The organism is Cupriavidus basilensis OR16 (assembly GCF_000243095.1).
GTDB lineage: Bacteria > Pseudomonadota > Gammaproteobacteria > Burkholderiales > Burkholderiaceae > Cupriavidus > Cupriavidus basilensis_D.
In genome coordinates this window covers 54,722-80,788 of sequence record NZ_AHJE01000081.1, presented here as the reverse complement: position 1 = coordinate 80,788, position 26,067 = coordinate 54,722, and the positions used below count along the sequence as shown (strand labels likewise).

Here is a 26,067-nt window from a genome sequence, read left to right as displayed (position 1 = left end):
CCTTTCCAGGCCCGGTAGCCTGGCCGGCAAGAAAAAAACAAATCTGTATGTAAATCTTGACGGTGCTTCCGGATATCGATCCCGGTGAGGCTAAATAAGCCTTTTGGGGCACATTTTTCGGATGAATTGCCCGTTTTGTGCGTAAAAGTGGGGCAATTGCCTAGCATGGAGTGGCCTGGCAACGCAAATTTAAGAGGGGCCGAAGGGCCTCGGCAACGCGGTAAACTACTTTTAGCACGTGCTGCATCGCACCAACGAATGTAGAATATCGCCCTTTGGCCTAAACGAGCACGGACCACCATACTGGGAGAACCCGGTAGTGGTGGCGTCAGCCATGCATCTCTCGACAGGTACCCATCCTGTGACGGCTTTCACAGCCGAGGTGTGTTGGGTGTACCCTCGTACGGGCAACAGCGACAGTTAAGAAGTAATTCAGCAAGGGAGCAGCAGTTAATGGCGAGTGGCGCACAACGGACGGTGGCAGAAACAAAGACAGCATTGACCGGCAAAAAGCCTGTCGGCAGGGGTGCGGCGTCCACGACTCAAGCTGATCCCGCCGCGACAGCGCGGTCGCCGCGTCGGATGACCAGGCCGATGAAGAGGCGGAAGTCGCGCTCTCGACGGTTGACTCGGAATTCGGCCGCACCACCGATCCGGTGCGGATGTACATGCGGGAAATGAGCTCGGCAACGCTGCTGACCCGCAAGCAGGAAGTGGAGATCGCCAAGCGCATCGAGGACGGCCTGAACCGCATGGTGCACGCCATCGCCGCCTGCCCGTCCACCATCGCGACGATTCTTGAGCTGTCGGAGCGGGTCGCCCGCGACGAGGCGCGCATCGATGAACTGGTTGACGGCCTGATCGAAGGGGAAGGCGACGTTGCCGAAGCCGAAGAGGACACCAGCCGCGACGAACCCGTCGCCGAGGACGAGAGCGCCTCGGATGAGCCTGTCGACGAAGGTGCGGCCGCGCAAGCCAACGAAACTGCCAGCCTGGCCAAGCTGCGTGACGACTGCCTGACCCGCTTCGCGCGCGTCGCCAATCATTTCGAAGCCATGCGCAAGGCCTATACCGCGCATGGCGTGGAGTCGGAAGGCTTCCTCGTTGCGCAACTCGCGGTTCGGGAAGAACTCAAGTCGATCCGCTTTACCGCAAAGACCATCGAGCGCCTGTGCGCCGATGTGCAGACGGTGGTGGAAGAAGTGCGCGTGGTCGAGCGCCAGATCCTGCAACTGATGGTCGAGCGCTGCGGCATGCCCCGTGACGAGTTCATCGAGCGCTTCCCTGGCAACGAGACCAATCTTGCCTGGGGCCGTGCGATCGCCGGCGAGTCGCGTTCGTACAGCGACTCCGTCTCGCGCAGCCTGCCGGACCTCGAGGCGTATCAGCAAAAGCTGATCGACATCCACGCCCGCGTGGTGCTGCCGCTGTCCGAACTCAAGCTGGTGAATCGTCAGATGCTGGCGGCCGAGCGCCAGATGCGCCAGGCCAAGCACGAGATGACGCAAGCCAACCTGCGCCTGGTGATCTCGATCGCCAAGAAGTACGTGAATCGCGGCATGCAGTTCCTGGACCTGATCCAGGAAGGCAATATCGGCTTGATGAAGGCGGTCGACAAGTTCGAGTACCGCCGCGGCTGGAAATTCTCCACCTATGCAACCTGGTGGGTTCGCCAGGCCGTGACGCGCGCGATTGCCGACCAGGCCCGGACCATCCGCGTGCCGGTGCATATGATCGAGACGATCAACAAGCTCAACCGGATCTCGCGCGAAATCATGCAGCGCACCGGCAAGGCAGCGGATCCCGCAGCCCTGGCCGAGCGCATGGAAATGCCCGAGGAGAAGGTCCGCTCGATCATGAAGATCGCGAAGGAACCGGTTTCGATGGAAACGCCGGTTGGCGAAGACGGCGACACGAGCCTGGGCGACATGATTGCCGACTCCGACACCGCCTCTCCCGCGGAAGCCGCGTTGCACGCGAGCCTGCGCGCAACCGTGCGCGAAATGCTCGACGACCTGACGCCGCGCGAGGCCAAGGTGCTGCGCATGCGTTTTGGCATCGACATGTCTACCGACTACACGTTGGAAGAAGTCGGCAAGCAGTTCGATGTGACGCGCGAACGGATTCGCCAGATTGAAAGCAAGGCGATGAAGAAGATGCGGCATCCCAGCCGCGCGGACCATCTGAAGGCGTTCCTGAAGGAAGGCTAAGCAGGGTTCCGGCGCGCAGGCGCGCGCCAGGCGGACGCAAGGCGAAGGGGGTTACGGCGAAGTGGAAAGCCGTAACCCCCTTTGTTGTTTCAGTCCGGCAGATACGTCTTGCACGCGACGAGGGCGCCAAGGTTCAAGGCAACGGTGCCCCAGAAAACCAGCTGGAACGCTTGCTTCCGATTCTTGTGGCGCAGCAGGTGCTGCGCGGCAAGCGCGCCCGGCCAGCCGCCGCACAGCGCCAGGAAGTGCAGCCTGGCCTCGGGCGTGCGCCTTGCATCGCGTTTGGCGCTGTTCTTGTCGAACGCGTAGGCAAGGAAGGCAACGGCACTCATCACAAGGCTGACGAGGCCGGCATGGCGTGGCAAGTATCCGCTAAGGGCGCCGCCCCAAATGGCCATCAGCGCCGCTGCCGCCATGGTGGCAGGCAACAGGTGCACCCGGCTCGCCTGGCCCTGCGAGACACTGGTGGCTTGCATGCGGCCGTCCTTGCCCTTGCCCAACTCAAACGTCACGCGGTCGCCAGGCTTGGGCTTGACGGCACGGCTCTGCAGTGCGGTGATGTGAAAGAAGATGTCTTTCAAGTCCGCATGGATATCGATGAAGCCATAGCCCTTGTCGGCATGCCAGGATTTGACGCGGCCCGCTTTTTTCATTCTTGTCCGTAGGTCCTTGATCCGGGAAGTGCGGCCCTCCCGCGCCGCACCGCCACTATGTTACATCGTCCCGCTCGCAGGTCATCATGCACTTGGCGCGGGCTGCATATGGCATATGGCATACGCATTCAAAATCGATCCATCGCATTGTGGATATAAGCTTCGATCAATTACGGGCTGGGAGACCGCAATAGGATCGGTTTCGGTCTAATTCCTAATGGAATCGACAGAATTGGGATCTTGTCATTTGCGCGCGGTTGTGTGGCAATCGTAATACCTATTTCCGTGTGTAACGCCATTGGGCCGCTGCGGAACTCCATTCTTTCCTGGATGATCCCCTTTGCATGAGGAGGCGCGGTTTGAGTGACGCATGCCGGAGGCTGTGTGCACTGCTAGCATGCTAGCGTCGGTAGTAGGCGGTGACGATAGCCATTCACAAGATGGGCTGCGTGCCGGCTGCGACGCATGGGGATCCGCTCATGCGTGGAATGCGGTGTAATAAATTTAATTATTAATATAACGTGAATTATAATTTCAATTTATATTTTGTATGTTGAATATCAATTTAAATAAGTTGGAACAACCTGAATTTTAATACGTCAAATTTGTATGGACTGATTGGAGATTATCCATGCAATCAACTCATCATATTTGGCATCATCCGCACAGTCAAAAGTCCTGTCAGGGCAGCCTCTGTGCTCTTATGGTCGGTGCGCTCGCTGTGTTCTGGGGCCCCGCCGCACATGCGGCCGATCTTGCGCGTCAGATCGTAGGCCCAATCAGTTACGTTTGCGGCGGCGTTGGTGAGGACGAGCAGCAGGCACTCAAGTCGGAGTCGAAGGATTTTGATATGGGTCTGCTATTTACCGAAGGCGCGCGCGGAGAGTATCTGTCCGACGTTGCAATCACCCTTTCGCGCAATGGTGTCGAGGTAGCATCCTTCCGTTCGACGGGGCCACGCTGCCTCATCAAGGCGCCGAGGGCGACTTACCAGGTCGTGGCAACCTATAACGGTGTGGATAAGCACACCACATTGCGTATAGGCGAGCGGAACGTGCATTTGAACTGGTAGCCGGCCGCCTTCGCAAGGCGCACGCGCGCGCCTTGCGATTGGCTCTCAGGTGCTAGCGCTGGGGCCACATCAGACAAGCCGATCCCCGGTGGGTGCCAGTGCAGCCTCTTGATCGTGCTCCCGCTGTCGGATTACATGCGATACACGATGCCAACCCAGACGCTGCGCGGCGCGCCGGGGGCAACGAACCGTGCGCTTGCGTTGTCTTCTGGCGTCACGTGGGGGCGCAGCAGGTTCCCGTTGGGAAAGAGGTCGTTGGAGATCTGCCCATACGTCTCGTAGCGCCGGTCGAACAGGTTGGACACGCGCGCGAAGACCTCGAGGCCCTTGCTCACGCGGTATGAGGCGCGCAAGTTGACCGTGGCATACCCCGCTGTACTCCAGTCCGCGTACTTGGGTGCCTTGCCGGGCTGCGGGTCGGCGCGCAGACCGTCTTCGTTGCCGCTGGTAACGCTGCTGGACACGCCAACCAGATCGGCGCCCAGGGTCAGTTCCGGTAGCGCCTGCCAGTCCACGCCCAGCTTGATGGTGTGGCGCGGCAGGCCGGCCATGCGCATGCCCGGCTTGACGTCGATGGTCCGTTCGCCCACCGCGAGTTGCCCGGTGGCCTGATAGGTGGCTTCGAGATAGCTGTAGCCGAGGCGCAGCGTGATATTGCCAAAACGCTGCCGGGCTGACAGGTCGAAGCCCTGGTTGCGGGTCCGGTCGAAGTTGGCGAAGTAGCCCTGCTGCGTATTGGGGGCGCGCAAAAAGAGGATGTCGTCGTGGTTATCAATGCGGTAGAACGAGCCGGACACTTCCGTGTCCTTCGAGGGCCGCCAGCGCGCACCCACTTCATAAGAGTGCGAGACGACCTGCTTGAGGTAAGGGTCGGCTTGCAGGCCGGCCGGCAGGCGACAGGGCTGGGCGGGATCTGCGCAGCCCAGTTCGAGCACCGTCGGCACGCGGTTGTTCTGGGCGTAGCCGCCAAATACCGAGACTCCGGCGCCCAGCTTCTGCGTAACGCCAAGCGCGGGGTTCAGCCTGCGGTAGGTGAAGCTCTCGTTTGGCTGCTCGCTGCCGTCGCTGTTGCGCAGCGTATTGCTGACGGCAACGTGGTTCCACCGGGCCGAACCAGTCACGAAGGTGCTGGGCGTCACGGCCCAGGTGTCCGACAGGTACAGGCCAATCGCGCGTGAGGTGCCGCTGACGCCGGAGGCCAATTTGTTCGGTGCATTCGGGTCCGCGATCACGCCGCGGTCGTCGGTAAAGGTGCCTAGCTGCTCGTACTGCGAATACGTCAGGCGGCTGCGGTCGAACGTCAGTCCGGCGTTGAGCAGGTGCTTTTCCGTCTCCTTGGCGAAGCTGAACGCCATGCCGATGGACTGCTGCCACATGTGCGTCGTGTTCAGCACCGCCGTTTCCAGCGCCGCGCCTTCGTCCCGGGTGTAGCCGCAGCGGGACTTGCGCGGGCTGCCGTCGGCATTGAAGCCATCTTCGCAGTCTTCCGTGTAAGCAGCGTAGACCGGGTTCACGTCCCCGTTGGTAGTGTCGCGGCGGCTGGTGCGCACATAGGCGAGCACGGCGGCGCTGGTCTTGTCGTCGAACCAGTGACGGCCATTGAGGGCCGCCTGGGTCACCATGTTCTCGGTTTGGTCGGGATAGGTATAGACGGCACCCCGATTGCTCTCGTAGAGCCCGGGCAGCATGGCATTGCCGCTCGCGCGGTAGCTGGGCACCAGCCCGTTGCCGATCAGGGTGCTGCGCCCGTGCAAGAGGGAGACGTCCCAGCTGTTGGTCTCGCCCTCGTACCCGGCCTTGATGAACAGGTTGCCGAGCCGGCCCTCGGAATGATCGCGCCAGCCGTGCTCCTGGAACAGGGTGCCGGCGGCGAAGGCGTGCCAGCCGCTGTCGCTGCGGATGCCGCCGGAGAGGTCGGCGCGCTTGCGGTTGCCGCTGCCGTAGGAGAGGTCGGCGGTGAAACCGGGGGAAGTCAGGCCAGAACGGGTGGTCATGGCAAGCGCGCCGCCGAGCGTGTTGAGGCCGTAGGCGGGGTTGGCGCTGGAAACCAGCGAGACGCTCTCGAGCGCGGCCTCGGGGATCATGTCCCAACTGACTACGTCGCCGAAGGGTTCGTTGACGCGGATGCCGTCCAGGTAGACGGACAGCCCCTGCGGCATACCCGGGATCGACGAGGCGCGAAAGCCACGGTAGGTGATGTCGGTCTGGAAGGGGCTGCCCTGGATGTCGTTGACGTTGACGCCGGTGAAGTCACGCGCCAGGTATTCGGCCAGGGTGCCGGTGCGCGTGCCGTTCAGGGTGTCGCCGCTGACTGTCTGCACCGTGTACGGCACCAGATCGCGGTCCACGCCAATGCCCGGCAGCGGTGCGGTGGCTACCACCATGACTTCGGGTAGCGTGGCAGTGTCCCCGATTTGCACACCATTGTCCTGTTGTGCAACAGCGGGCAAGGCGGCCAGCAGTGCCACGGCCAGTGCGATGGCGGTGACCGCGCTGCGCCGTGGCGCGCCGCGGCGCGACGCCGGGCGCAGGGCAGCGCCTCCCGGCGCGGCCCTGCGTTTGGACGGAGGTAGGTTGGCTGGCATCTTGCATCTCCTCGGAATGATTGGCCGCGGCACCTGCGTTGGGTGCCGGCCTGGCGAAAACAACTCGAGGGACAGGGAGCAGGTTCCGTACCTCGGGCTTCGGGAAAACCTCCTGATCCGCAGGCGATGTCCACCGGCCACTGCAACCTTCAGGGGGGCGTCATTGCCATGACGATGTCTCGCTATCTGTTAAGCCGTGCCATCTGGATCTCCGCGGCCTGCCTGTGCTGCGCGCTGGTGGTCGCGCTAGGGCTCGCGGTGCGCGCCATCGGCGACGAGCGCCGTGGCGCGGACGCCATGGCGTTACTGATTCCGCGCCTCTCGGCCTTGCAGATGGCGGCGCCGGCCGAACGCGAGGCGCATTTTGCCGCCCTGCGTGCCATCAACGCATCGGCGCAAATGCGCCACTTGTGGCTGCATCTGGAGGACGCCAAGGGCCAGGTGCTGGTGAGCGCGCCGGCGTCACGGGATAGTTCCGCCTGGGGCGGCCTGCTTGCCCTTGCGGGCCTGAGCGCCGATGCGGCGCGGCTGGAAAGCCGCTGGGAGATACGTACCCGCGACGGCGCCACCTATCGCGCCGCCTTGCGCTGGAATCCGGAGAGCGAAATCCAGGAAGCCAGCGACGACGTGGCCGGCAACCTCGCCGTGCTAGCCGTCTATAGCGCGCTGCTATTGTTTGGCATCCACTGGGCCGTGGGACGGGCGCTCGCCCCCCTGCAACAGATCCTGGCAGCTATCCGGCGCTATGAACACAAGGACTACAGCGTGCGCCTGCCGCCCATGCGCACGCGCGAGATGGACCAGATCCGCCGTGCGCTCAACCACCTGGCCGGTGTGCTGGACGAAACCCAGGCGGAGCGCCGTGCCCTGAGCCGCAAGCTGCTGACTGCCCAGGAAAGCGAGCGCGCGCGCCTGGCGCGGGAACTGCACGACGAGTTCGGCCAGGTGCTCACCGCAATGCGCGCCGATGCCGCCTATCTGGTACGCAAGAGCGTCCATGAGCCCGTGCTGCAACTCGTGGCCAACGACCTGGCCGGGCATTGCGCCAGGATTCAGCGCGAGGTAAGCCATTTGCTGCACCGGCTTCGGCCGCACGGCGTGCAGCCTGACGGCCGCCTCGCCTCGGTGGAGCGCCTGCTGCAAGACCTGGTGCAAGCCTGGCGCGACCAGCCGGGCCAGCAGACGCAGGTGGACTATGAGGTGGCGCTAGGTGGCGTGGCGCCGGGCGCGGACCTGGTCCTGACGCTGTACCGGATGACGCAGGAGGCGCTGACCAACGTGATGCGCCATGCCGGCGCGCGCCGCGTGGCGATCCGCATTGCCGCCACGGCCGCAGGGGAGGCGGTGCGCTGGAGCGTGGAGGACGACGGCCAGGGCATTGCCGACGTCGCCGCGCGTGGGCCCATCTGGGCACGCTGCACATCGAAGCTGCCTCTGCTGCGGCCCTTGCCACGCCAGGCTGCCGCCTGAGTGCAAGTTTTCCGCTCGCGCAGCAGGCCTTCACCGAGCCGGTCCAGGCGCATGGGAGACAGAGCGAATGAAAACGATTGACATAGTCATTGCCGATGATCACGCGGTAGTGCGCACCGGGTACCGGCGGCTGCTCGAACTGGAGGAGGGGGTGCGCGTGGTGGCCGAGTTCGGCGATAGCGATGCCGCCTACGCCTGGCTGACGCAGCATCCGGCCGACGTACTGATCCTGGACCTGTCGATGCCCGGACGCGGCGGGATGGAAGTGCTGCAGCGGCTGGGCGCGCGGGTGCCCGCATTACGGATCCTGGTGTTCAGCATGCACGACAGCGCCGCCATCGTGAGCCAGGCCATGCGCGCCGGCGCCGCCGGCTACCTGACCAAGAGCAGCGCGCCGGAGGCACTGGTGGCGGCGGTGCGCAAGGTGGCCAACGGGAGGCAGGCGCTGTCCGACGATGTCGCCGGCCTGGTCGATGCCGGCAGCCGGCCGCCGCCGCACCTGGCCTTGTCGCCGCGCGAGTTTGACCTGTTCCGCCTGTTCGCGCGCGGCACGGCTATCGAGGAAGTGGCGGCGCAGCTCTATCTCAGCACCAAGACCGTGGCGAACTACCAGACGCTGATCCGCAAGAAGATGGGCCTGGCCAACCGGGTGGAAATGCATCGCTATGCGGTGGAGCACGGCTTCGGCTGAGCCTCTGTTTCAAAACGGGACAGGTCCGGCGCGCGCGCTGGTGGCTTGTTCCATGGCGGGACAACCACCGGTAGCGCACCGCACAACGCGCGGCCTCACAGCGATGCCTTGCGGCCTCCAGGACGAGGCCGGAGAAGGCCAGGCGCCCGACGGCGCGCATGTTGCGCCGCACATGGTATCGGCCTTGCTCTTCTAACCCGCATGAATACTTCCACCTCCTGCCACGCCATGTTTCGTCGCCTTGCCTTTGCGCTGCTGCTCTGCTTTGGCCTGGCCCATGCGCTGGCCAACGCGCTGGCCGCGCCAGCGCAGGGGGCACTGCGCTTTCCGGTGCGCCCGATCACGTTGATCGTGCCGTGGCCGGCCGGCGGTGCCACCGATATCTCGATGCGCGTGCTGGCGGAGCTGGCCGGGCGCGAGCTCGGCCAGCCCATCGTGGTGGAGAACAGGCCGGGGGCCGGCGGCACGCTGGTGGGCGGCGCGCTTGCCGCCGCGCGGCCGGATGGCTACACCATCGGCCAGTTGCCGCTGACGGTCTATCGCTTCCCGCATCAGCAGAAGACCGCGTGGCAGCCGCTGCGCGACATCCAGCCGGTGCTGATGATCTCCGGCTACACCTTCGGCATCGTGGTGCCCGCAGACAGCCCCTTCCACACGCTGGATGACCTGATTGCATGGGGCCGTGCCCATCCCGGCGCGCTGACGGTGGGTTCCACCGGCATCGGCACCACCGCCCACCTCGCCATGGAGGACGTGCTCGGACGCAGCGGCGTGCGCTACGTGCACGTGCCTTACCGCGGCACCGCCGACCAGATGCTGGCGGTGGCCAATGGCTCGCTGATGGCGGGCGTGAATTCGACCGGCTTCGCGCCCTTCGTGGAGAGCGGGCGGATGCGCCTTCTGGCCGTGTTCGGCGCGCAGCGCTCGGCGCGCTGGCCCGAGGTGCCGACCGTCAGCGAGCTGGGTTTCGACAACGCGATCCACAACTCGCCCTATGGCATCGGCGTGCCGCGCGGCACCGACCCGCTGATCGTCAGCCGCCTGCACGACGCGTTCCGCATCGCCATGCAACAGCCCCGCCACGTGGCCGAGCTGGCCAGGTACGACCAGGAACTGACCTACTTGAATACCGCCCAGTACGAAGCCTACCTGCAGCGCGCCTGGGAGGCGGAGCGGCGCTTTGCCGAGCGGGTGGGTACGGCCCAGCCGAAGGAGCACCTGTGATGGCCCCGGCATCCCCGCTGGCGCTGCGCTGTGAAGCCGTGCGCAAGCGCTTTGGCAACCAGCACGCGCTGGACGGCGTTTCGCTCGACGTGCGGCGCGGCGAATTCGTCGCGCTGCTGGGCCCCAACGGCGCAGGCAAGACCACGCTGTTCCAGATCCTCAGCGGCTTGTTCGTGGCCGACGCGGGGCGGGTCACGGTCATGGGGGTGGATATGCGGCGCCACCCGGTGCGTGCGCTGGGCCGGCTCGGCATCGTGTTCCAGCAGCCGGCCATCGACCTGGACTTGTCGGTCTTGTCCAATCTGCATTTCCATGCGGGCCTGCACGGGCTGCCACGCCGCGTTGCCGCCGAGCGGATTGCCCGCCTGCTGGAGGATTTCGGCCTGGCGGAGCGGGCAGGGGCATCCGTGCGCGAGCTCTCGGGCGGCAACCGGCGCAAGGTGGAGCTGGCGCGCGCGCTGTTGCACGAGCCCGCCGTGCTGCTGCTGGACGAGCCTACTGTCGGGCTCGATCCGGCCTCGCGCGCGCAGCTCGTTGCCGATGCGCGCCGGCTTGCCGCGCAGGCGCAGGCCGGTGTGCTGTGGGCCACGCACCTGGTGCAGGAGGTGGAGCAGGCGGACCGCATCATCGTGCTGCATCGGGGCGCGGTGCGTTTCGATGGCACGCCGGCCGCGCTGCGCGGCGCCGCCGAGTGCGACAGCCTGGAGCAGGCCTTCCTGGCCTTGACCAGCTTCCCCGCATCGCCTGTCCGTGCCACCGAGCGCGCCGCCGAGCGTACCCCAGCATGAACAAGCCGCCCACCCTTGGCTTTATCGCCTGCGCCACCCTGGCCGCCATGCTGCTGCTGATCGCTGCCGGCGTGGCCGTTGCCGCTGAAAGCCGCAACGCCACCGGGCAGGTCTTCGTCTCCAGCGAGAAAGACGATGCCGTGGCCGCCTATAGCGCTGCCAGCAGGCAACTGATCGCCGTCTGGCGGCAATGCAAGCGCCCGCGCCACCTGCAGTTGTCGCCGGACCGGCGGCGCCTTTACGTGGCCTGCAGCGACGATAACCGGGTGGACGTGGTCGACGTGGCGAGCCGCAAGACCGTGGCCTCGCTGCCGGTCGGCGACGACCCGGAACTGTTCGACCTCAGTCCCGACGGCCGCACGCTCTACGTCTCCAACGAGGAGGACGGACTGCTGTCGGCCTACGACATTGCATCCGGCAAGAAGGTGTTTGCCATCAAGGTGGGCGAAGAGCCCGAGGGCGTGAAGGCCAGCCCGGACGGCAAGCGCGTGTACGTCACCTCGGAAGTGGCCAACCTGGTCCATGTGATCGACGTGGCATCGCGCAAGCTGATCAAGAACATCCAGGTTGGCAACCGCCCGCGCCGCCTGCTGCTGGCCATGGGCGGCAAGGAGCTGTGGGTGACCAACGAGCTGGCCGCCAGCGTGAGCGTGATCCGCACCGATACGCTGGAAGTGGTGCAGACCATCGCCTTCACGCCCAAGGGCTTCCGTGCCGAGGACGTAACCCCGGTCGGGCTGATCGCCAGCAGCGACGGCAAGCGCGCCTATATCGGGCTGGGCCGCGCCAATCGCGTGGCCGTGGTCGATGTGGCTTCGCGCCGGGTGCTGGACTACGTGCTGGTGGGCCGCCGCGCCTGGGGCCTGGCACTGACGCGCGACAACGCCTTGCTCTATGTGGCCAACGGGCTGTCGGACGACGTCAGCGTGGTCGACACCGCAAGCAACAAGGCCGTGACCACGCTCAAGGCCGGCAGGGTGCCGCATTCGGTGGCGATCGATGATTAGTCCGGCGACCGGGCTGCGCTGGCTGGCCGTGTTCGCGTTGCTGGCGGCCACCGCGCACGCGGCTGACGTGAGGGTGGCCGTGGTTTCCCTGGCCGGCGATGCGCGCTATGCACCCAAGCGGATGGAGCAACGTTATCCCGGACAGCCGCAAGGCCGTCCCGTGGACGGCGCTCGCGTGGCAGTGGCGGAATCGCGCTTTGCGCTGGAAGCCGCCGGGCAGGCACTGCGGCTCGATGCACAGGAAGCCAGCAGCGAAGCCGAGGTGGGGCCGATGGTAGCCGCGCTGGCGCGCCAGGGCACGCGCTTTATCCTGCTCGACCTGCCGGCTCCGGCGGTCAGGCTGGCGGCGCGGGCGGTCAAGCCCGGCGAAGCGCTGCTGTTCAACGTTTCCGCCGACGACGATGAACTGCGCGGCACCGGCTGTGCACCGCACCTGCTCCACACGCTGCCCAGCCGGCGCATGCAGGCGGACGCATTGATGCAATACCTGGCGCTGCGCAAGTGGCGCCGTGCGCTGTTGCTGAGCGGGCCGTCGCCGGAAGACGCGGCGCAGCGCGCCGTGCTCACGCAGGCTGCCCGCCGCTTCGGCATTGCCTGGTCGGCGCAGCGCGCGTTCAAGCTGTCGAACGATCCGCGCGAGCGCGGGCTGGGCAATCTCGGCCTGCTGACTGCTGGCGTGGACTATGACGTGGTGGTGGTGGCCGATGCCGATGGCGAGTTCGCGCGCGGCGTGCCCTATGCCACCCAGTTGCCGCGCCCGGTGGTGGGGGCCAGCGGACTGACCGCCCAGGCCTGGCACTGGGCCTGGGAGCGCAATGGCGGGCCGCAACTGAGCCGGCGCTTTATCAAGGCGGCGGGCCGTCCCATGACCGGCTACGACTGGGCCGCGTGGGTGGCTGTGAAGGCAATCGCCGAAAGCGTGGCGCGGCAGCCCAAGGGCGGCTTTGCCGGGCAGGCCGAGGCGCTGGTCTCCGAGGCGGTGGTGGTGGATGGCTTCAAGGGGCCGCCGCTGTCCTTCCGGCGCTGGGACGGCCAATTGCGCCAGCCGGTCCTGCTGGCGCATCCCGACGGCGTGGTCGGCGTGGCGCCGGTGGAGGGCGTGCTGCATCCGAAGAACAATCTCGACACGCTGGGCGCCGACGCGGCCGACACCGCGTGCCGTCCAGGCAAAATTTGGGGCGATGCCCAGGCCATGACTACCACCCTGATCCATGCCTGGCGCGCTCTGCGCGCGGTGGCCGGACGCGAACTGCACAAGTTTTTCCGGCAGCCCGGGCGGCTATGCTCGTCGCTGGTGCGGCCGCTGCTGTGGCTGCTGGTATTCGCGGCCGGCTTCCAGAACGCGCTCGGCGTTGCCATCGTGCCGCCCTATGACACCTATGTCGAATACAAGGTCTTCGTCACGCCCGGCCTGCTCGGCATGATCGCGCTGTTCAACGGCATGCAGTCCTCGCTGGCGATGGTGTACGACCGCGAGATGGGCGTGATGCGCCTGCTGCTGACCGCGCCGCTGCCCAGGGCCTGGCTGCTCGCCTGCAAGCTGGCCGCCGGCACCTTGCTTTCCTTGCTGCAGATGGTCGCCTTCCTGCTTGTCGCCACGGCCTTCGACGTGACGTTCGCGCCTGCATGCCTGCCCGGCGCGCTGGCCGTGATGGTGCTGGCCGCGCTGATGCTGGGGGCGTTGGGCTTGCTGCTGTCGGTGCATGTGCGGCAGCTGGAGAACTTCGCCGGCACCATGAATTTCGTGATCTTCCCGATGTTCTTCATCAGCTCGGCGCTCTATCCGCTCTGGAAGCTGGAGGAGTCCGGCGCCACGGTGGTCTACCAGCTCGCGCGCTTCAATCCCTTTACCCATGCCGTGGAAGCGATCCGTTTCGCCTTGTACGGGCAGGCCGCTCCAGTCAGTCTCGTGGTGCTGGCCGGTTGCACGGCTGTGTTCTTCGCTTTGGCGCTGCTCGGCTACGACCCTCAGCGCGGGATGGCGCGCCGCGTGCGCCAGGCCGGGGGTCCGGCATGAGGCATAGCGTGCCGCTGGCAGCTTGCCTGGCGTTGGCCGCGGCGGGTGCGTGGGCCTTGGACAGCCGCGATCCGTTGCAGTCGCCGCAATGGCCGCTGGTGCGCAAGGAAGCGCTGCGGCAGGCGCCGTACGTGTTCGACAGCCGCGTCAAGGTCACCGGGCCGGCCTTTGCCGAAGATCCGATGCGGGTGCCGATTGCCTTTGATGCGTCGGCGCTCGGCGAGGTGGATCGCATCGTGGTGGCGGTGGACCGCAACCCGATCCGCAAGGTGCTGGAGTTCGAGCCCCTCAGGGTGCGCCCCTCGCTGTCGTTCCGCTTCAAGCTGGAGCAGGCCTCGCCGGTGCGCGTGGCAGCCCGCACGCGGGACGGCGTGTGGCATGTGGGCGGGGTGATGGTGGATGCCAGCGGCGGCGGCTGCACGGTGCCAGGCGCTACGCGCCGCGACGGTTCGTGGAGCACCACGCTGAACCGGGTCGAATCGCGCGTGTTTCCCGGCCTCGGTGGCAACGGTGGCCGGGTGCGGCTACGCGTGATGCACCCGATGGACACCGGGCTGGTGGCCGGTATCCCGGCCTTCCATGTGGAGTCACTGAGCCTGCTCGACGCCACCCGGGAAACGATGCTGCGGCTGACGCTGTACGAACCGGTTGCCGAGAACCCGATCTTCTCCTTCGACCTGCGCGAGGCCATCGAGCGCGGCATGACAGTGACCGGACGCGATAACAACGGCAACCGGTTCGCGGCGCTGGTGACGCCATGAAGCGCATGCTCGGGATCCTGCTCTGCCTGGCAGCGCACGCGGCGCTGGCGCAGGCAGGGGACTATCGCCTGGCGCCACGCCAGGTCGCCGCCGACGTGTGGCTGCTGGAAGGGGCCAATGCGGATTTCGCGCCGGACAACGGCTGCAACATCATCAACACCGCCTTTATCGATACGGGTGACGGCGTGGTGGTGATCAATACCGGGCCGTCGCGGCAGTACGGCGAGCAACAGCGCCGCGCCATTGCTTCGGTCACGGCGGCGCCGGTGCGGCTGGTGCTCAATCTCAACCTGCATCCGGACTACTTCTTCGGCAACCAGGCCTATGCCGTCGTGGGCGGCAGCGCGCTGGCCGGCACCATCGACGGCGCCCGGCGCGAAGGGCCTGCTTATGCCGACAACCTCTACCGCCTGTGCGGCAACTGGATGCGCGACACCGAACCGGCGCCGCCGCGCCACGTGCTGACCCCGGGCGGCGCACGATCGGCCGGCACACCTTCGATCTGATCCGGATGGACGGCCACACCGCCGACGACCTCGTGATAGTGGACCGCAGCGCTGGCGTGGTCTTCGCGGGCGGCGTGGCGTTTCGCGAGCGCGTGCCGACCACACCGCACGCGGATCTCAAGCGCTGGCTGGCCAGCCTGGACCATTTGCAGGGGCTGCTGCGCGACAGCGGCGCGCGGCTGCTGATCCCCAGCCACGGACCGGCGCTCGGCAGCGCGGAGGCCATCGCACAGACACGCGGCTACCTGCAGTGGCTGGACGCACGCATGACCCAGGCGGCATCCCAGGGCCGCGACCTGGCCGAGGTGATCGCCATGCCGGTGCCGGACGCGTACGCACACTGGGGCGCCATGCCGGCGGAGTACTTGCGCAATGTGACGCACCTCTACCCGGCGTATGAGGACGCTGCGTTCAGACGCTGAGTCCGGACAGGCGTGCTGTTCAATTCCGCAACAACGGCAACGCAGTGTTCCGCGCTGGTACGCCATCCAGGCATCAACGGGCCGCTGCGGGGCCGGATGCGGGTGTTTTCCATTGGCATGGGAATTGCCAAGAGTCAGTCTGGTGTGCGTGGCGCACTGGTGAAGATCGACAACAAGAGAGAGGAGCAGACAATGAGGACGTTACGCGTGATGATGGTGCTCGCGGCGACTGCCGCGAGCCTGGCGGCGCAGGCCGCGGTGACCGATGCCATGATCGAGAACGACGCGAAGTCGCCGGGCGACGTGCTGTCGTGGGGAATGGGCACGCAAGGCCAGCGCTTTTCCACGCTGAACCGCATCAACACCAAGAACATCAGCCAGCTGGTGCCGGCCTGGTCGTTTTCCTTCGGCGGCGAAAAGCAGCGCGGGCAGGAAGCGCAGCCGTTGATTCATGAAGGCAAGATGTTCGTGACGGCCTCGTACTCACGCATCTACGCGCTCGATCTGAAGACCGGCAGCAAGCTCTGGAAATATGAGCATCGCCTGCCCGAAGGCATCATGCCCTGCTGCGACGTGGTCAACCGCGGTGCGGCCTTGTACGACAACCTGGTGATCTTTGGCACGCTCGACGCGCAACTGGTGGCGCTGGACCAGAAGACCGGCAAGGTGGTGTGGAAAGACAAGATCGAGGACTATGCCGCCGGCTATTCCTACACGGCGGCCCCCCTGATCGTCAAAGGCATGGTGCTGACTGGCATCTCTGGCGGCGAGTTCGGCGTGGTGGGACGGGTCGAGGCACGCGACGCCAAGACCGGGCAGATGGTGTGGTCCCGGCCAGTGGTGGAAGGCCATATGGGCTACACGTACGACAAGGACGGCAACAAGACCGAGAACGGTGTGACCGGCACCCTGAACGCCAGTTGGCCCGGCGAGACCTGGAAGACCGGCGGCGCGGCCACCTGGCTGGGCGGCACCTATGACCCGAAGACCGGCCTGGCCTACTTCGGTACCGGCAACCCTGGGCCGTGGAACAGCCACATGCGCAAGGGCGACAACCTCTATTCGGCCTCGACCGTGGCGCTCGACCCCGCCACCGGGAAGATCGTCTGGCATTACCAGAATACGCCTAACGATGGCTGGGATTTCGACGGCGTCAACGAGTTCGTGACCTTCGATCAGGACGGCAAGCGCCTGGGCGGCAAGGCCGACCGCAATGGATTCTTCTACGTCAATGACGCCACCACCGGCAAGCTGGTGAACGCCTTCCCCTTCGTCAAGAAGATCACCTGGGCGAGCAGCATCGACCTCAAGACCGGGCGCCCCAACATGATCGCGCAAAGCCGGCCGGGCGACCCGGCCGCGGGCAGCGACCCGAAGAAGGGCCAGTCCGTATTTGCGGCGCCGGGCTTCCTTGGCGGCAAGAACCAGCAGCCGATGGCCTATAGCCCGCAGACCGGCCTGTTCTATGTACCGGCCAATGAATGGGGCATGGATATCTGGAACGAACCCGTGAGCTACAAGAAGGGCGCGGCCTTCCTCGGCGCCGGCTTCACCATCCATCCGCTCAACGAGGACTACATCGGCTCGCTGCGCGCGATCAACCCCAAGACCGGCAAGATCGAGTGGGAGGTCAAGAACTACGCGCCGCTGTGGGGCGGGGTGATGACCACTGCCGGCGGGCTGGTGTTCTGGGGCACGCCGGAGGGCTACCTGAAGGCTGCGGATGCCAAGACCGGCAAGGAACTGTGGAAGTTCCAGACGGGCAGTGGCGTGGTGGCGCCTCCGGTGACCTGGGAGGAGGGCGGCGAGCAGTATGTGGCGGTGGTGTCGGGTTGGGGTGGCGCGGTGCCGCTGTGGGGCGGGGAAGTTGCCAAGCGCGTGAATTTCCTGGAGCAGGGCGGATCGGTGTGGGTGTTCAAGCTGCACAAGAGCTGAACGTTGCCGGACACCATGTGGTAAAGCGGCCCTGCGCGGGCCGGCCTCGCATACCGAAGCCGGCACGCGCAAGGGCTGGCCGATGATCAGAGCATTGGGACGTAGATATGCAGAAGGCGAAAGGATACCTATCGTTGATGGCCACGGTGGCGATGGTGCTGTGTGCTGCCCGGGTCGAAGCGGCACCCGATATGCAGGCGCTGGCGGACAAGAGCGGCTGCTTTTCTTGTCACAGTATGAACACCAAGGTGGTAGGGCCGGGCTTTGCCGAGGTAGCGGCCAAGTACAAGGGCGATGGGGAGGCGCCCGAGCGGCTGGCGAAAAAGATCCGCGAGGGCGGAAAAGGCGTTTGGGGACGGATTCCCATGCCGTCGCACGAGAGTATCAGCGAAGCGGATGCCAGGAGGCTGGCAGAGTGGGTTCTGGGTATCGGATGAGCACTGGATGAGCATCGAATGAGCATTGGATGAGACCGGTGTCAGACCTGATAGGCGGATAAAAACCGGATACGAAGGAAGGATCCGCAAAGACGTTTCACGTCGGCCCGCATGGCTGCCCAGGCACGGCGTGAAACGTCTTTGCTCTTTTTGTTCTCTATTCCTACTTCTTTACTTCCGTTTTTCACTACCAGCGCAGCCGGCTTCGCTGCTTAGCCTGAGCGAATTCCCATCGCTGCGGAAGACCATCCCGCTCTCCCGGCCGCGCGCCTGCACCTCGGCCAGCCTGCCCTGCAGCACGATCTCCGCGACCTTCCCATGGTCTCCCGACCGGTCGCAAACCGGATCCGTGGCAGCGGCATCGCCGGTCAGGAGGAATGCCTGGCAGCGGCATCCTCCATGGTCTTGCGCCTGCGAGTCGCAGGATCGGCAAGGCTCCGGCAGCCAATGCGTGCCGCGAAAACGCTGGAAGGCGTCACTCTCGCGCCATATCTCCCGTAGCGATTGCGTGGTGACGTTCGGCAGGTCAAGCCCGGGCAGCATGCGGGCCGCGTGGCAGGGCAGCGCGACGCCGTCGGGCGCCACGCCAAGGAAGGTGGTGCCCCACCCGTTCATGCATTTCTTGGGCCGCTGCTCGAAGTAATCGGGCACCACGAACAGTATCTTGCACCGGTTGCCGATGCGGGCGCGGTATGCCTTCACGACAGCTTCGGCTTCGCGCAGTTGCTCATGCGTGGGCATCAGCGCTTGCCGGTTCTCCCAGGCCCATCCGTAGTATTGGGTGTTGGCCAGTTCCAGGTACTCCGCGCCCATCTCCAGCGCCATCTCGATGATGGCCCCCCGTTGGGGCAGGGTTGTGCCGGTGCAGCACGCAGTTCATCACCATCGGATAACCGTGCGCCTTGATCAGGCGGGCCACGCGTTGCTTCAGGTTGAAGGTGCGGGTGCTGGAGAGAAAATCGTTGAGTTCGCGCGTGGAGTCCTGGAACGATAGCTGGATATGATCGAGCCCGGCGATGCGCAGGGCGGCCAGCCGGGCATCCGTGAGGCCGATGCCGGAGGTGATGAGGTTGGTGTAGAAGCCGAGTCCGTGGGCATGTTCGACCAGTGCTTCCAGGTCTTTGCGTAGCAGGGGTTCGCCGCCCGACAGGCCCAGTTGCACGGCGCCGAGTGCGCGCGCCTGCGTGAAAACGTCGCGCCACCGCTCGGTGTCAAGCTCGGTGTCGTGCCGGGCATAGTCCACCGGGTTGGAGCAGAAGGCGCAGTGGAGCGGGCAGCGATAGGTCAGTTCGGCCAGCAGCCATAGCGGTGGCCCCGGCGGCGCCATGGGTGCTGGCGGCTCAGACCAGCCAGCCGCGTTCGATGGCATGTTTGACAAAGGCGTGTACCTCCGGTGCGATACCCTGCACGCCGAAGGCGGACTGCAGGTCGTCGATCAGCATGTCGAGGGTGTGGCTGCCGTCGCAGCGCTGCAGGATGGCGGCCGCGCTGTCGTTGAGCGTGACCATGCCTTCCGGATACAGCAGGATCCAGCTCTGCTGGGCGTCTTCCCACTGCAGCCGGAAGGTCCGGTGGAGCGTCGGTCTGGTCAGGTCGGCTTTGGTCGGGGTCATGGGTGGGCGAGTTGGATGGCGTCGAGCATCGACCACAGGATGTCGAGCTTGAATTGCAGGATGTCCAGCGCGCGCTGCTGCTGCTCCGGCGTGCGGAAGTAGCCGAGCGTCACGCGCAGGCCGTGGTCGACATCGCGCTGCGCAAGCGGAATGCGCGAGCGGAAATAATCCAGGCCTTGCGCTTCGATCCACGGATAGTGCCCGGGCCAGCCGGCCAGGCGCTCCTTGTGGATCTCCGGGGCGAACATCTCGGTCAACGAGGAGCACACGGCTTCCTGCCAGGGTGCGCGGCGCGCGAAATTCACGTAGGCGTCGACGGCGAAGCGCACGCCGGGCAGCACGTGCCGGTGCGACCACAGCGCCTCGCGCTCGAGTCCCGCCGCCTGGCCCAGCCGCAGCCAGGCTTCGATGCCGCCTTCCTGGGTCTCGGTGCCGTCATGGTCCAGGATGCGCACGACCCATTCGCGGCGCGTGGCGCGGTCGGGGCAGTTGGAGAGCACTGCAGCGTCCTTGAGCGGGATGCTGGTCTGATAGTAGAAACGGTTGGCCACCCAGGCGCGGATCTGCTCCGGCGTGCATTGCCCGGCCGCCATGCGCAGGTTGAGCGGGTGGTGGATGTGATAGCCCGTTTCTTTCGCGCGCAGGCGTGCTTCGAATTCGGCGGCGCTCCATGCCGTGGCTTGCGTCATAACGTGATCTCCATGCCGTCGTAGGCCACCTCGATGCCGTGGTCCGCCAGCAGGCCGCGCTGCGGCGAGTCGTCCACCAGGATCGGGTTGGTATTGTTGATGTGGATCAGGATCTTGCGTGCCGCGGGCAGGCGGTCGAGGGTCTCGATCATGCCGCCCGGGCCGGACAGGGCGAGGTGCCCCATGTCCGCGGCGGTCTTGGCGGAGAAGCCAAGCTGCTGCAACTCGTCGTCGCGCCAGCAGGTGCCATCCACCAGCACCACGTCGGCGCGCTGCAGTTCATTGAACACGTGCGGCTCGATGCGGCCCAGCCCGGGCGCATAGAAGGCGCGCCGGCCGGTCGCGGCATCGACGATGCGCAGCCCGATATTGTCGCCACGCTGCGGCGCGTTGCGGTTGGGGGAATAGGGCGGCGCCTTGCTCTCCAGCGGCACCGGCGTCAGCATCACGCTTTCGAGCGGCGGCACCGTGAAGGGCGCGTCGTCCAGGGCCAGCGTGTGCGTGTCAAGCCCGCAGTAGTGCGCCAGCATGCGTGTCAGCGGGAACGCCGTGCCGAGATCCTGCAATACCGCCGCGGTGGCGTAGACCGGCAGCGCCTGCCGGTGCTCGCGCAACATCAGGAGGCCGGTAACGTGATCGATCTGCGCATCCATCAGGACCACCCCGGCAATGCCTGTATCGCGTGGCTGGCGCGCCGGCTGCAGCGCAGGCGCGTGGCGCAGCTGGTCGAGGATGTCGGGGGAGGCATTGACCAGAACCCAGTCTTGTCCCTCGTCACTCAAGGCAATCGACGACTGCGTGCGCGGCGTGGCGCGCAGCGTGCCGTTGCGTACACCATCGCAATGGCGGCAGTTGCAGTTCCACTGGGGAAAACCACCGCCGGCGGCCGATCCCAGGACCCGGAGTATTGTCATGGCACGTATTGATAGGGTTCGTTGCGGAGTTGAAGAATGAAGAGCAAAAAGCCCGCCAGCGAGAAAAAAGGCCCGCGGGGGCGGGCCTTGTCAGATTGGCGCGTTCAGGCAAAAGTGCTCAGCGGTTGGCGATGTACATCGTGATCTCGAAACCCAGGCGTAGTTCTTTGTAGGCAGGGGTGGTCCAGTTCATGTCTCCTCCTCGGGGGTGGCATAGATAGTGAATGCATCGGGTCTTCTTGCGGCGAAGGTCGCCGCGTTCTTTCCGAGGCAACATCCATGCCCGCAGCGCCGCTGCCGTCCCATTGCATTTTTCTCCGTACGCGGGATGGCCACCGCATGCACGTGCGGCAGGCGGGCCCAGCCACGGGCGATCCATGGCTGGTGCTGCATGGCGGCCCGGGCAGCGGCTGCAGTCCGTCGATGGCAGCGTGGTTCGATCCGCTGCGGCACCACGTGGTGATGCCCGACCAGCGCGGCGCGGGCCGTTCGCGGCCCGCCGGAACGCTGCGCCGGAATACGGCGGGCGCGCTGCTGGCAGACCTGGAACAGCTGCGCGAGGCGCTTGGCGTCCAGCGCTGGAGCGTGGTGGGCGGATCCTGGGGGGCAGCGCTGGCGCTGGCCTATGCCGCGCGTTATCCCGACGCGGTGGCGGCTCTGGTCCTGCGGGGCGCTTTCCTGACTGGCCGCGACGATATCCATCGGCTTTTTTCTCCGCGCCGCGGCGCGATGCTGCGGCGCGTGACGAGCGGCGAGCGGTCGCCCGATGCGCGGGCGCGTTTGCTCACTGTGTCGCAAGTGTTGCAAAGTGGTACGACTGTTCAAAAACTGGACACTGCCGAACACTGGCAGCGCGCCGAACGGCGGTTGCTGGGTCTTGGCCGGACGCAGCCGAGGCGGCAGCCGTGGCGCGAGCGCATGGCAGCGGTGGACAAATACCGGATCCAGGCGCATTACCTGCGCCGCCGCGCCGGGCTGGGCAAGCCGGCGTTGCTGAAGGCGGCGGCGCAGATCGGTGCGCGGCAGGTCCCGGTGGCGTTGCTGCATGGCCGTGCCGATGCGGTCTGCCGGCCGGCCAACGCCCTGCGTCTGAAGGCGGTCATGCCCCAGGCGCGGCTGGTCTGGGTGCCCGGCGGACACTTGCCTGCCGGTGCCATGGCCGAGGCCCTGCGGGCCACGATCCGCGAGGCGGGCGGCCGGTGGTGACGGATCCCACCCGGCGCGGATTCATGGGCGCCCTGCTGGCGATGGCGCTCGGCGGCGCCGGCCCGGCCGCCGCACTTGGCCGCGTGGTGCTGGCGAGGCTGCAGCCTGGCGTGTACGTGGCCAGCGCAGCCAATGCCGAGGTGGCGCGGGCCAATGCGGGGGAGGTGGTGCCGACCCTGGTCCATGTGACCGGAGCCGGGGTGCTGGTGGTCGACCCGGGCCCGCATCTGGCCTGGGGGAACGGGTTGCTGGCGGCGATCCGGGCCGTGACGCCCGAGCCGGTGCGCTGGGTGGTCAACACCCATGCGCATCCCGAGAACGTGCTGGCCAACGCGGCATTCGCGCGCTTGCGGCCGCGCCCCGCGTTCCTGGCCTCGGCCGCCACCGCTAGCCTGATGCGCCAGCGCTGCGAGGCGTGCCTGGCCCGCCTGGCCGCGCAACTGGGGCCAGCCGCGATGCGCGGCACGCGGATCGTGTTGCCGGAACCCGGCTTGCGGCATGGCGATCGCCTGCTGACAGGCGCCACCGCATGGGAGGTACATGTCCACGCGGGGGCGCATAGCGCTTCGGATACGGTGCTGCATGCGCCGCAGCGGCGGTTGTTATGCGTGGGTGGCCTGGCCTACCGCGACCGCGTTCCGGAAATGCAGGAGGCTTCCCTGCAAGGCTGGCGACGTGCGCTGCGGGCCGTGTCGGCGCTACCCGCCGATCTCGTGGTGGGCACCGCGCCGGGCACGCCGGCGCAAACGCTGGCGCCCACGCTGGCCTACCTGGATGCGTTGGCCGGCGGCGTTGCCGCCGCACTGGAAGCGGGCGGCGATGCGGCGCGCGTGCTCAGCCCGGCGGCCGCCGGGCCGTACCGCCATTGGCGCTACTTCGCTTCGCGCCATCCCTTGAATGTGCAGCGCGCCTGGCGCGAACTGGAAGACCAGTGGATGAACGGCGAGCCGCTGGCCTGAGCGCCAGCCGGCCCGCACGGCCGCCGTCTCAGCCATCTTGCTGCGGCAGCGCGTTGGCCTCGTCCATCTTCCGGTAGACCGTATTGCGCGAGATGCCGAGCGCCTTGGCCGCCGCGGAAATATTGCCGTGGTGCGCCTTGACCGCGGCAACGATGGCCAGCACCTCGACGTCGGCCAGGCGGGTAGGCTGGGCGCGGGGCGCAGCCTGCGCGGCGCGCTCGCCAGCCGGCGCGGCGTCTGCTGCCACCGTGGCGCCGTGCGCGGGGTGGGTGGCCTGGCGCGCCAGCCGGTCTTCCAGGAAATCGTCGGGCAAATGGTCCTCGGTGATCTCCGCCTCGCCTTCGGCCATCAGCCGCGCAGTGCGCAACAGGTTGCCGAGCTGGCGGATATTGCCCGGCCAGTGATAGCTGCGGAACATCTCCATGACCGAATCCTTGATGCGCGGCCCCCCGTTTGCCTGGCCCTCGCGCAATAGCTTGTTGGCCACCACATCGAGGTCGCTGCGCTCGCGCAAGGCCGGCAGGCGCACCACGAGCCCGTTCAGGCGGTAGTAAAGGTCTTCCCGGAACAGGCCATTGGCCACCTGCTCGCGCAAATTGCGATTGGTAGCGCAGATCACTGACACGTCGACGTGGATCACCCGGCTGCTGCCCAGCGGCGTGACCGCGCGCTCCTGCAGCGCGCGCAGCATGCGCGCCTGCAGGTGCAACGGCATATCGCCGATTTCATCCAGGAAGAGGGTGCCGCCGTTGGCCAGCAGCATCTTGCCGATGCCGCCTTTCTTGCGGGCGCCGGTAAAGGCGCCTTCTTCGTAGCCGAACAGCTCGGATTCGATCAGCGTCTCGGGAATCGAGGCGCAGTTGACAGCGATGAAAGGCCCGGCGTGGCGCGGGCTGTCGGCGTGGATGGCGCGGGCCAGCAGTTCCTTGCCGGTGCCGGTTTCCCCCAGCACCATGACCGGAATATCCTTGCCGATCACCTTGCGCAGCTTGGTGATGACGCCTTTGATCTGGGCGTCGCCGGTGTCCAGGTCGTCCAGCCCGGGCTGGGCTGGCTGCACGGCCGCGCGGCGGGGCAGGGAGGCTGCTTCAGGCCTGCGGTGCGCCTCGTCGCCGCCACAGTCACGGTCGATGGCCGCGGCCGGAGCGGAACCGGCGGGCGCTTTCCACTCGATGCGTGCGCTGACCTTGACGCCGCTTGGCAGCGGCAAGTGCACGACACCCCCCGGGGCCTTGCGCTCGGCGTCGAACAACTGCGACAGCGACAAACCGAACAGTGAGGAGAAGGTGTGCGCGTGCAAGGCGCCGACCGACATCCCAAGCTGGAACTGCGCGCTGCGGTTGGCCGACAGGAAGCGTCCGCCCGGCGTAAAGGAGGCGATGCCTTCGACCAGGGTGCCGATAAACTCCGCGCGCGAGTGGAAACGGACACACACCATGTCCTGGAAGGCATTGGCGAACAGCTGGTTCTCGATCATTTGCGCCGACATCCGCACCAGCGCCATGGTGTGTTTGTGGAACCCGCGCTGGTCACCCGTCACATCGAGCGCGCCAACCGTCTTGCCGTAGGCATCGAGGATGGGCATGCAGGAGCACGTCAGGAAGCGGTTGGCCTCCAGGAAATGCTCCGCGCCGTGGACCAGCGTGGCCTTGTTCTCGGCCAGCGCAGTGCCAATGGCGTTGGTGCCCCGGCTTTCCTCGGACCACAGCGCGCCGGGCTGCAAGGCCACCTTGTTGGCCTTGGCGAGGAAATCGTCATCGCCCAGCGAGTGCAGGATCAGGCCGGCAGCGTCCGTCAGGATCACCATGCTCTGCGTGTTGACGATCTGGTCATAGAGTGTCTCCATGACCGGCAGCGCGTAGGTAAACAGCGACTGGCTGCGCTCTATCTGGGTTTTCAGCTCGCTTTGCAGCACCGGGCAGAAGTCCGGCGATTCGTAGGGCCGCAGGCCATAGGATTCGGAGCGCTGATGGGCTTGGGCGATCAGGCCGGGCCGGTCGCCCTCCGCCGGGGTGCCCGTTGCCGCCGGCGAGACGCCGGGCAAGTGCGGGCCGCCGGCCGCTTGGAAAGTCATTTTTCTGTCTCCTGTGGAAGTCGCCCGCGATCTATGCGCGGGTCGCTCCGAGTCCTGGCGTGTTCGACATGGCCCGAAGTGTTGCTTCATGAAGCAAAACGCTTGCCAGGGTGTTGCATTCTAGGGCACTGGCATCGGCATGCTGTGCCACGCGCCAACCATTTGCAGGGGTCCGGCCCGGCTTACGGCCCGGTATAAGGCCCGGTTCAGGGCCCGGTTCAGGGTCCACTTCGCGCTTGGTATGGCTTTTGCGGAAGTCACCTACAAAACATAGTTCAACAACTGGAGGTGACACTGATGAAAACACCACGCCGCACACTTGCCCTGATTGCCATCTGCACGCTTCTGGCCGGAGCGCTACCCCAGGCCGCGTCGGCCCATGGCGACGTCACGCCGCAAGCTGTGGACACCAAGACACTACCGCAACTTGGTGAAGGATGGCGTCCGGACAATCCATACAGGACTGGCGAAGCGCAGCAGGAAGCACTGCGTATCGGCTCCTCGGCCTACAACCAGAACTGCGCGCGCTGCCATGGGCTGGAAGCGGTGTCGGGCGGCATCGCGCCGGACCTGCGCAAGTTGGACAGCGATTGCGCGTCGCTGGCCAACGCCAAGAAGAAGCAGGAATGCATGGGTGAGGTCTCGCAGTACTTCACCGCCACCGTGCGCAAGGGGCGCACGCGCGACGGCCGGGTCTACATGCCGCCGTTCGATGGCGTGCTGAGCCAGGAAGCGGTCTGGTCCATCAAGACCTATCTCGAATCGCGGCACGAGTAGCAAGGGCTGCCCGCGCTTCCCCCGCATTTCCCGCACTCCCTGAAAGACCAAGAAAAC

20 protein-coding genes and 4 pseudogenes are annotated in these 26,067 nt (G+C 66.2%); 16 read left to right on the top strand and 8 right to left on the bottom strand.

The window, feature by feature from the left end:
* Nucleotides 1-560: 560 nt before the first annotated feature.
* A pseudogene (gene rpoD, locus OR16_RS26865) lies at nt 561-2,210 on the top strand (RNA polymerase sigma factor RpoD); the annotation flags it as partial.
* An 89-nt stretch (nt 2,211-2,299) separates the two neighbouring features.
* On the opposite strand, the gene OR16_RS26860 reads toward rpoD, so the two are convergent.
* The gene (locus OR16_RS26860; protein ID WP_006161465.1) at nt 2,300-2,863 is read right to left on the bottom strand and encodes a DUF1294 domain-containing protein; all 564 of its coding nucleotides are present in this window, start codon (nt 2,861-2,863) and stop codon (nt 2,300-2,302) included.
* Between the two features lie 631 nt (nt 2,864-3,494).
* On the opposite strand from OR16_RS26860, the gene OR16_RS26855 reads away from it, so the two are divergent.
* The gene (locus OR16_RS26855) at nt 3,495-3,935 is read left to right on the top strand and encodes a hypothetical protein (RefSeq protein WP_043421247.1); all 441 of its coding nucleotides are present in this window, start codon (nt 3,495-3,497) and stop codon (nt 3,933-3,935) included.
* Between the two features lie 131 nt (nt 3,936-4,066).
* Here the strand turns inward: OR16_RS26855 and OR16_RS26850 are convergent, their stop codons facing one another.
* Nucleotides 4,067-6,520, bottom strand: a complete 2,454-nt coding sequence (locus OR16_RS26850; RefSeq protein ID WP_006161463.1) for a TonB-dependent receptor — start codon at nt 6,518-6,520, stop codon at nt 4,067-4,069.
* Between the two features lie 168 nt (nt 6,521-6,688).
* Between OR16_RS26850 and OR16_RS26845 the strand changes: the two genes are divergently transcribed.
* The 11 genes and pseudogenes from OR16_RS26845 (at nt 6,689) to OR16_RS26795 (ending at nt 17,778) form a co-directional block, all read left to right on the top strand.
* The gene (locus OR16_RS26845; protein ID WP_158001391.1) at nt 6,689-7,990 is read left to right on the top strand and encodes a histidine kinase; all 1,302 of its coding nucleotides are present in this window, start codon (nt 6,689-6,691) and stop codon (nt 7,988-7,990) included.
* Nucleotides 7,991-8,057: 67 nt separating this feature from the next.
* Complete coding sequence (locus OR16_RS26840) at nt 8,058-8,681, top strand: response regulator transcription factor (protein ID WP_006161461.1); 624 nt, start codon at nt 8,058-8,060, stop codon at nt 8,679-8,681.
* Nucleotides 8,682-8,909: 228 nt separating this feature from the next.
* Nucleotides 8,910-9,905 carry a tripartite tricarboxylate transporter substrate binding protein gene (locus OR16_RS26835; RefSeq protein ID WP_006161460.1) on the top strand — a complete coding sequence of 332 codons (996 nt, stop codon included), beginning with the start codon at nt 8,910-8,912 and terminating at the stop codon, nt 9,903-9,905.
* The gene (locus tag OR16_RS26830) at nt 9,905-10,693 is read left to right on the top strand and encodes an ABC transporter ATP-binding protein (RefSeq protein WP_006161459.1); all 789 of its coding nucleotides are present in this window, start codon (nt 9,905-9,907) and stop codon (nt 10,691-10,693) included. The genes OR16_RS26835 and OR16_RS26830 overlap by 1 nt, the downstream gene beginning before the upstream one ends.
* Nucleotides 10,690-11,700: a PQQ-dependent catabolism-associated beta-propeller protein gene (locus tag OR16_RS26825; RefSeq protein WP_006161458.1), complete on the top strand. Its 1,011-nt coding sequence runs from the start codon at nt 10,690-10,692 to the stop codon at nt 11,698-11,700. Before OR16_RS26830 ends, OR16_RS26825 begins: the two co-directional genes overlap by 4 nt.
* Nucleotides 11,693-12,802: pseudogene (locus OR16_RS26820) on the top strand (branched-chain amino acid ABC transporter substrate-binding protein); the annotation flags it as partial. The gene OR16_RS26825 and the pseudogene OR16_RS26820, both read left to right, overlap by 8 nt.
* A gap of 90 nt (nt 12,803-12,892) precedes the next feature.
* Complete coding sequence (locus OR16_RS26815) at nt 12,893-13,717, top strand: ABC transporter permease (protein WP_043421282.1); 825 nt, start codon at nt 12,893-12,895, stop codon at nt 13,715-13,717.
* On the top strand, nt 13,714-14,478 hold the full coding sequence (locus OR16_RS26810; protein ID WP_043421243.1) for a quinoprotein dehydrogenase-associated SoxYZ-like carrier: 765 nt from the start codon (nt 13,714-13,716) through the stop codon (nt 14,476-14,478). The genes OR16_RS26815 and OR16_RS26810 overlap by 4 nt, the downstream gene beginning before the upstream one ends.
* Nucleotides 14,475-15,406, top strand: a pseudogene (locus tag OR16_RS26805) (quinoprotein relay system zinc metallohydrolase 1). The gene OR16_RS26810 and the pseudogene OR16_RS26805 overlap by 4 nt, the downstream one beginning before the upstream one ends.
* A 192-nt stretch (nt 15,407-15,598) precedes the next feature.
* A complete protein-coding gene (locus tag OR16_RS26800) occupies nt 15,599-17,341 on the top strand; it encodes a PQQ-dependent methanol/ethanol family dehydrogenase (protein ID WP_043421279.1) in 1,743 nt (580 codons plus the stop codon).
* 137 nt (nt 17,342-17,478) lie between these two features.
* Nucleotides 17,479-17,778: a c-type cytochrome gene (locus OR16_RS26795; protein ID WP_006161454.1), complete on the top strand. Its 300-nt coding sequence runs from the start codon at nt 17,479-17,481 to the stop codon at nt 17,776-17,778.
* A 171-nt stretch (nt 17,779-17,949) separates the two neighbouring features.
* Here OR16_RS26795 and pqqE read toward each other — a convergent pair.
* The 5 genes and pseudogenes from pqqE to pqqA all read right to left on the bottom strand — a co-directional run bounded on the left by pqqE (nt 17,950) and on the right by pqqA (nt 21,187).
* A pseudogene (pqqE, locus tag OR16_RS26790) lies at nt 17,950-19,147 on the bottom strand (pyrroloquinoline quinone biosynthesis protein PqqE).
* Nucleotides 19,119-19,391 (bottom strand): pyrroloquinoline quinone biosynthesis peptide chaperone PqqD, encoded by a 273-nt coding sequence (pqqD, locus tag OR16_RS26785; RefSeq protein ID WP_006161453.1) that lies wholly within the window; start codon nt 19,389-19,391, stop codon nt 19,119-19,121. Before pqqD ends, pqqE begins: the two are co-directional and overlap by 29 nt.
* Entirely contained in the window at nt 19,388-20,080 is a 693-nt protein-coding gene (pqqC, locus tag OR16_RS26780; protein ID WP_006161452.1) for a pyrroloquinoline-quinone synthase PqqC, read from the bottom strand. The genes pqqD and pqqC overlap by 4 nt, the downstream gene beginning before the upstream one ends.
* The gene (pqqB, locus tag OR16_RS26775) at nt 20,077-20,994 is read right to left on the bottom strand and encodes a pyrroloquinoline quinone biosynthesis protein PqqB (protein WP_006161451.1); all 918 of its coding nucleotides are present in this window, start codon (nt 20,992-20,994) and stop codon (nt 20,077-20,079) included. Before pqqB ends, pqqC begins: the two co-directional genes overlap by 4 nt.
* Before the next feature lie 118 nt (nt 20,995-21,112).
* Nucleotides 21,113-21,187 (bottom strand): pyrroloquinoline quinone precursor peptide PqqA, encoded by a 75-nt coding sequence (gene pqqA, locus OR16_RS41860; protein ID WP_006161450.1) that lies wholly within the window; start codon nt 21,185-21,187, stop codon nt 21,113-21,115.
* Between the two features lie 86 nt (nt 21,188-21,273).
* On the opposite strand from pqqA, the gene OR16_RS26770 reads away from it, so the two are divergent.
* A complete protein-coding gene (locus OR16_RS26770; RefSeq protein WP_006161449.1) occupies nt 21,274-22,200 on the top strand; it encodes an alpha/beta fold hydrolase in 927 nt (308 codons plus the stop codon).
* Between the two features lie 23 nt (nt 22,201-22,223).
* Nucleotides 22,224-23,159 carry an MBL fold metallo-hydrolase gene (locus OR16_RS26765; RefSeq protein WP_006161448.1) on the top strand — a complete coding sequence of 312 codons (936 nt, stop codon included), beginning with the start codon at nt 22,224-22,226 and terminating at the stop codon, nt 23,157-23,159.
* Nucleotides 23,160-23,187: 28 nt separating this feature from the next.
* On the opposite strand, the gene OR16_RS26760 is transcribed toward OR16_RS26765, so the two are convergent.
* A complete protein-coding gene (locus tag OR16_RS26760; protein ID WP_006161447.1) occupies nt 23,188-25,233 on the bottom strand; it encodes a sigma-54-dependent Fis family transcriptional regulator in 2,046 nt (681 codons plus the stop codon).
* Between the two features lie 297 nt (nt 25,234-25,530).
* Here OR16_RS26760 and pedF point away from each other — a divergent pair, with 297 nt between their 5' ends.
* The gene (gene pedF, locus OR16_RS26755; RefSeq protein ID WP_006161446.1) at nt 25,531-26,010 is read left to right on the top strand and encodes a cytochrome c-550 PedF; all 480 of its coding nucleotides are present in this window, start codon (nt 25,531-25,533) and stop codon (nt 26,008-26,010) included.
* Nucleotides 26,011-26,067 lie beyond the last annotated feature (57 nt).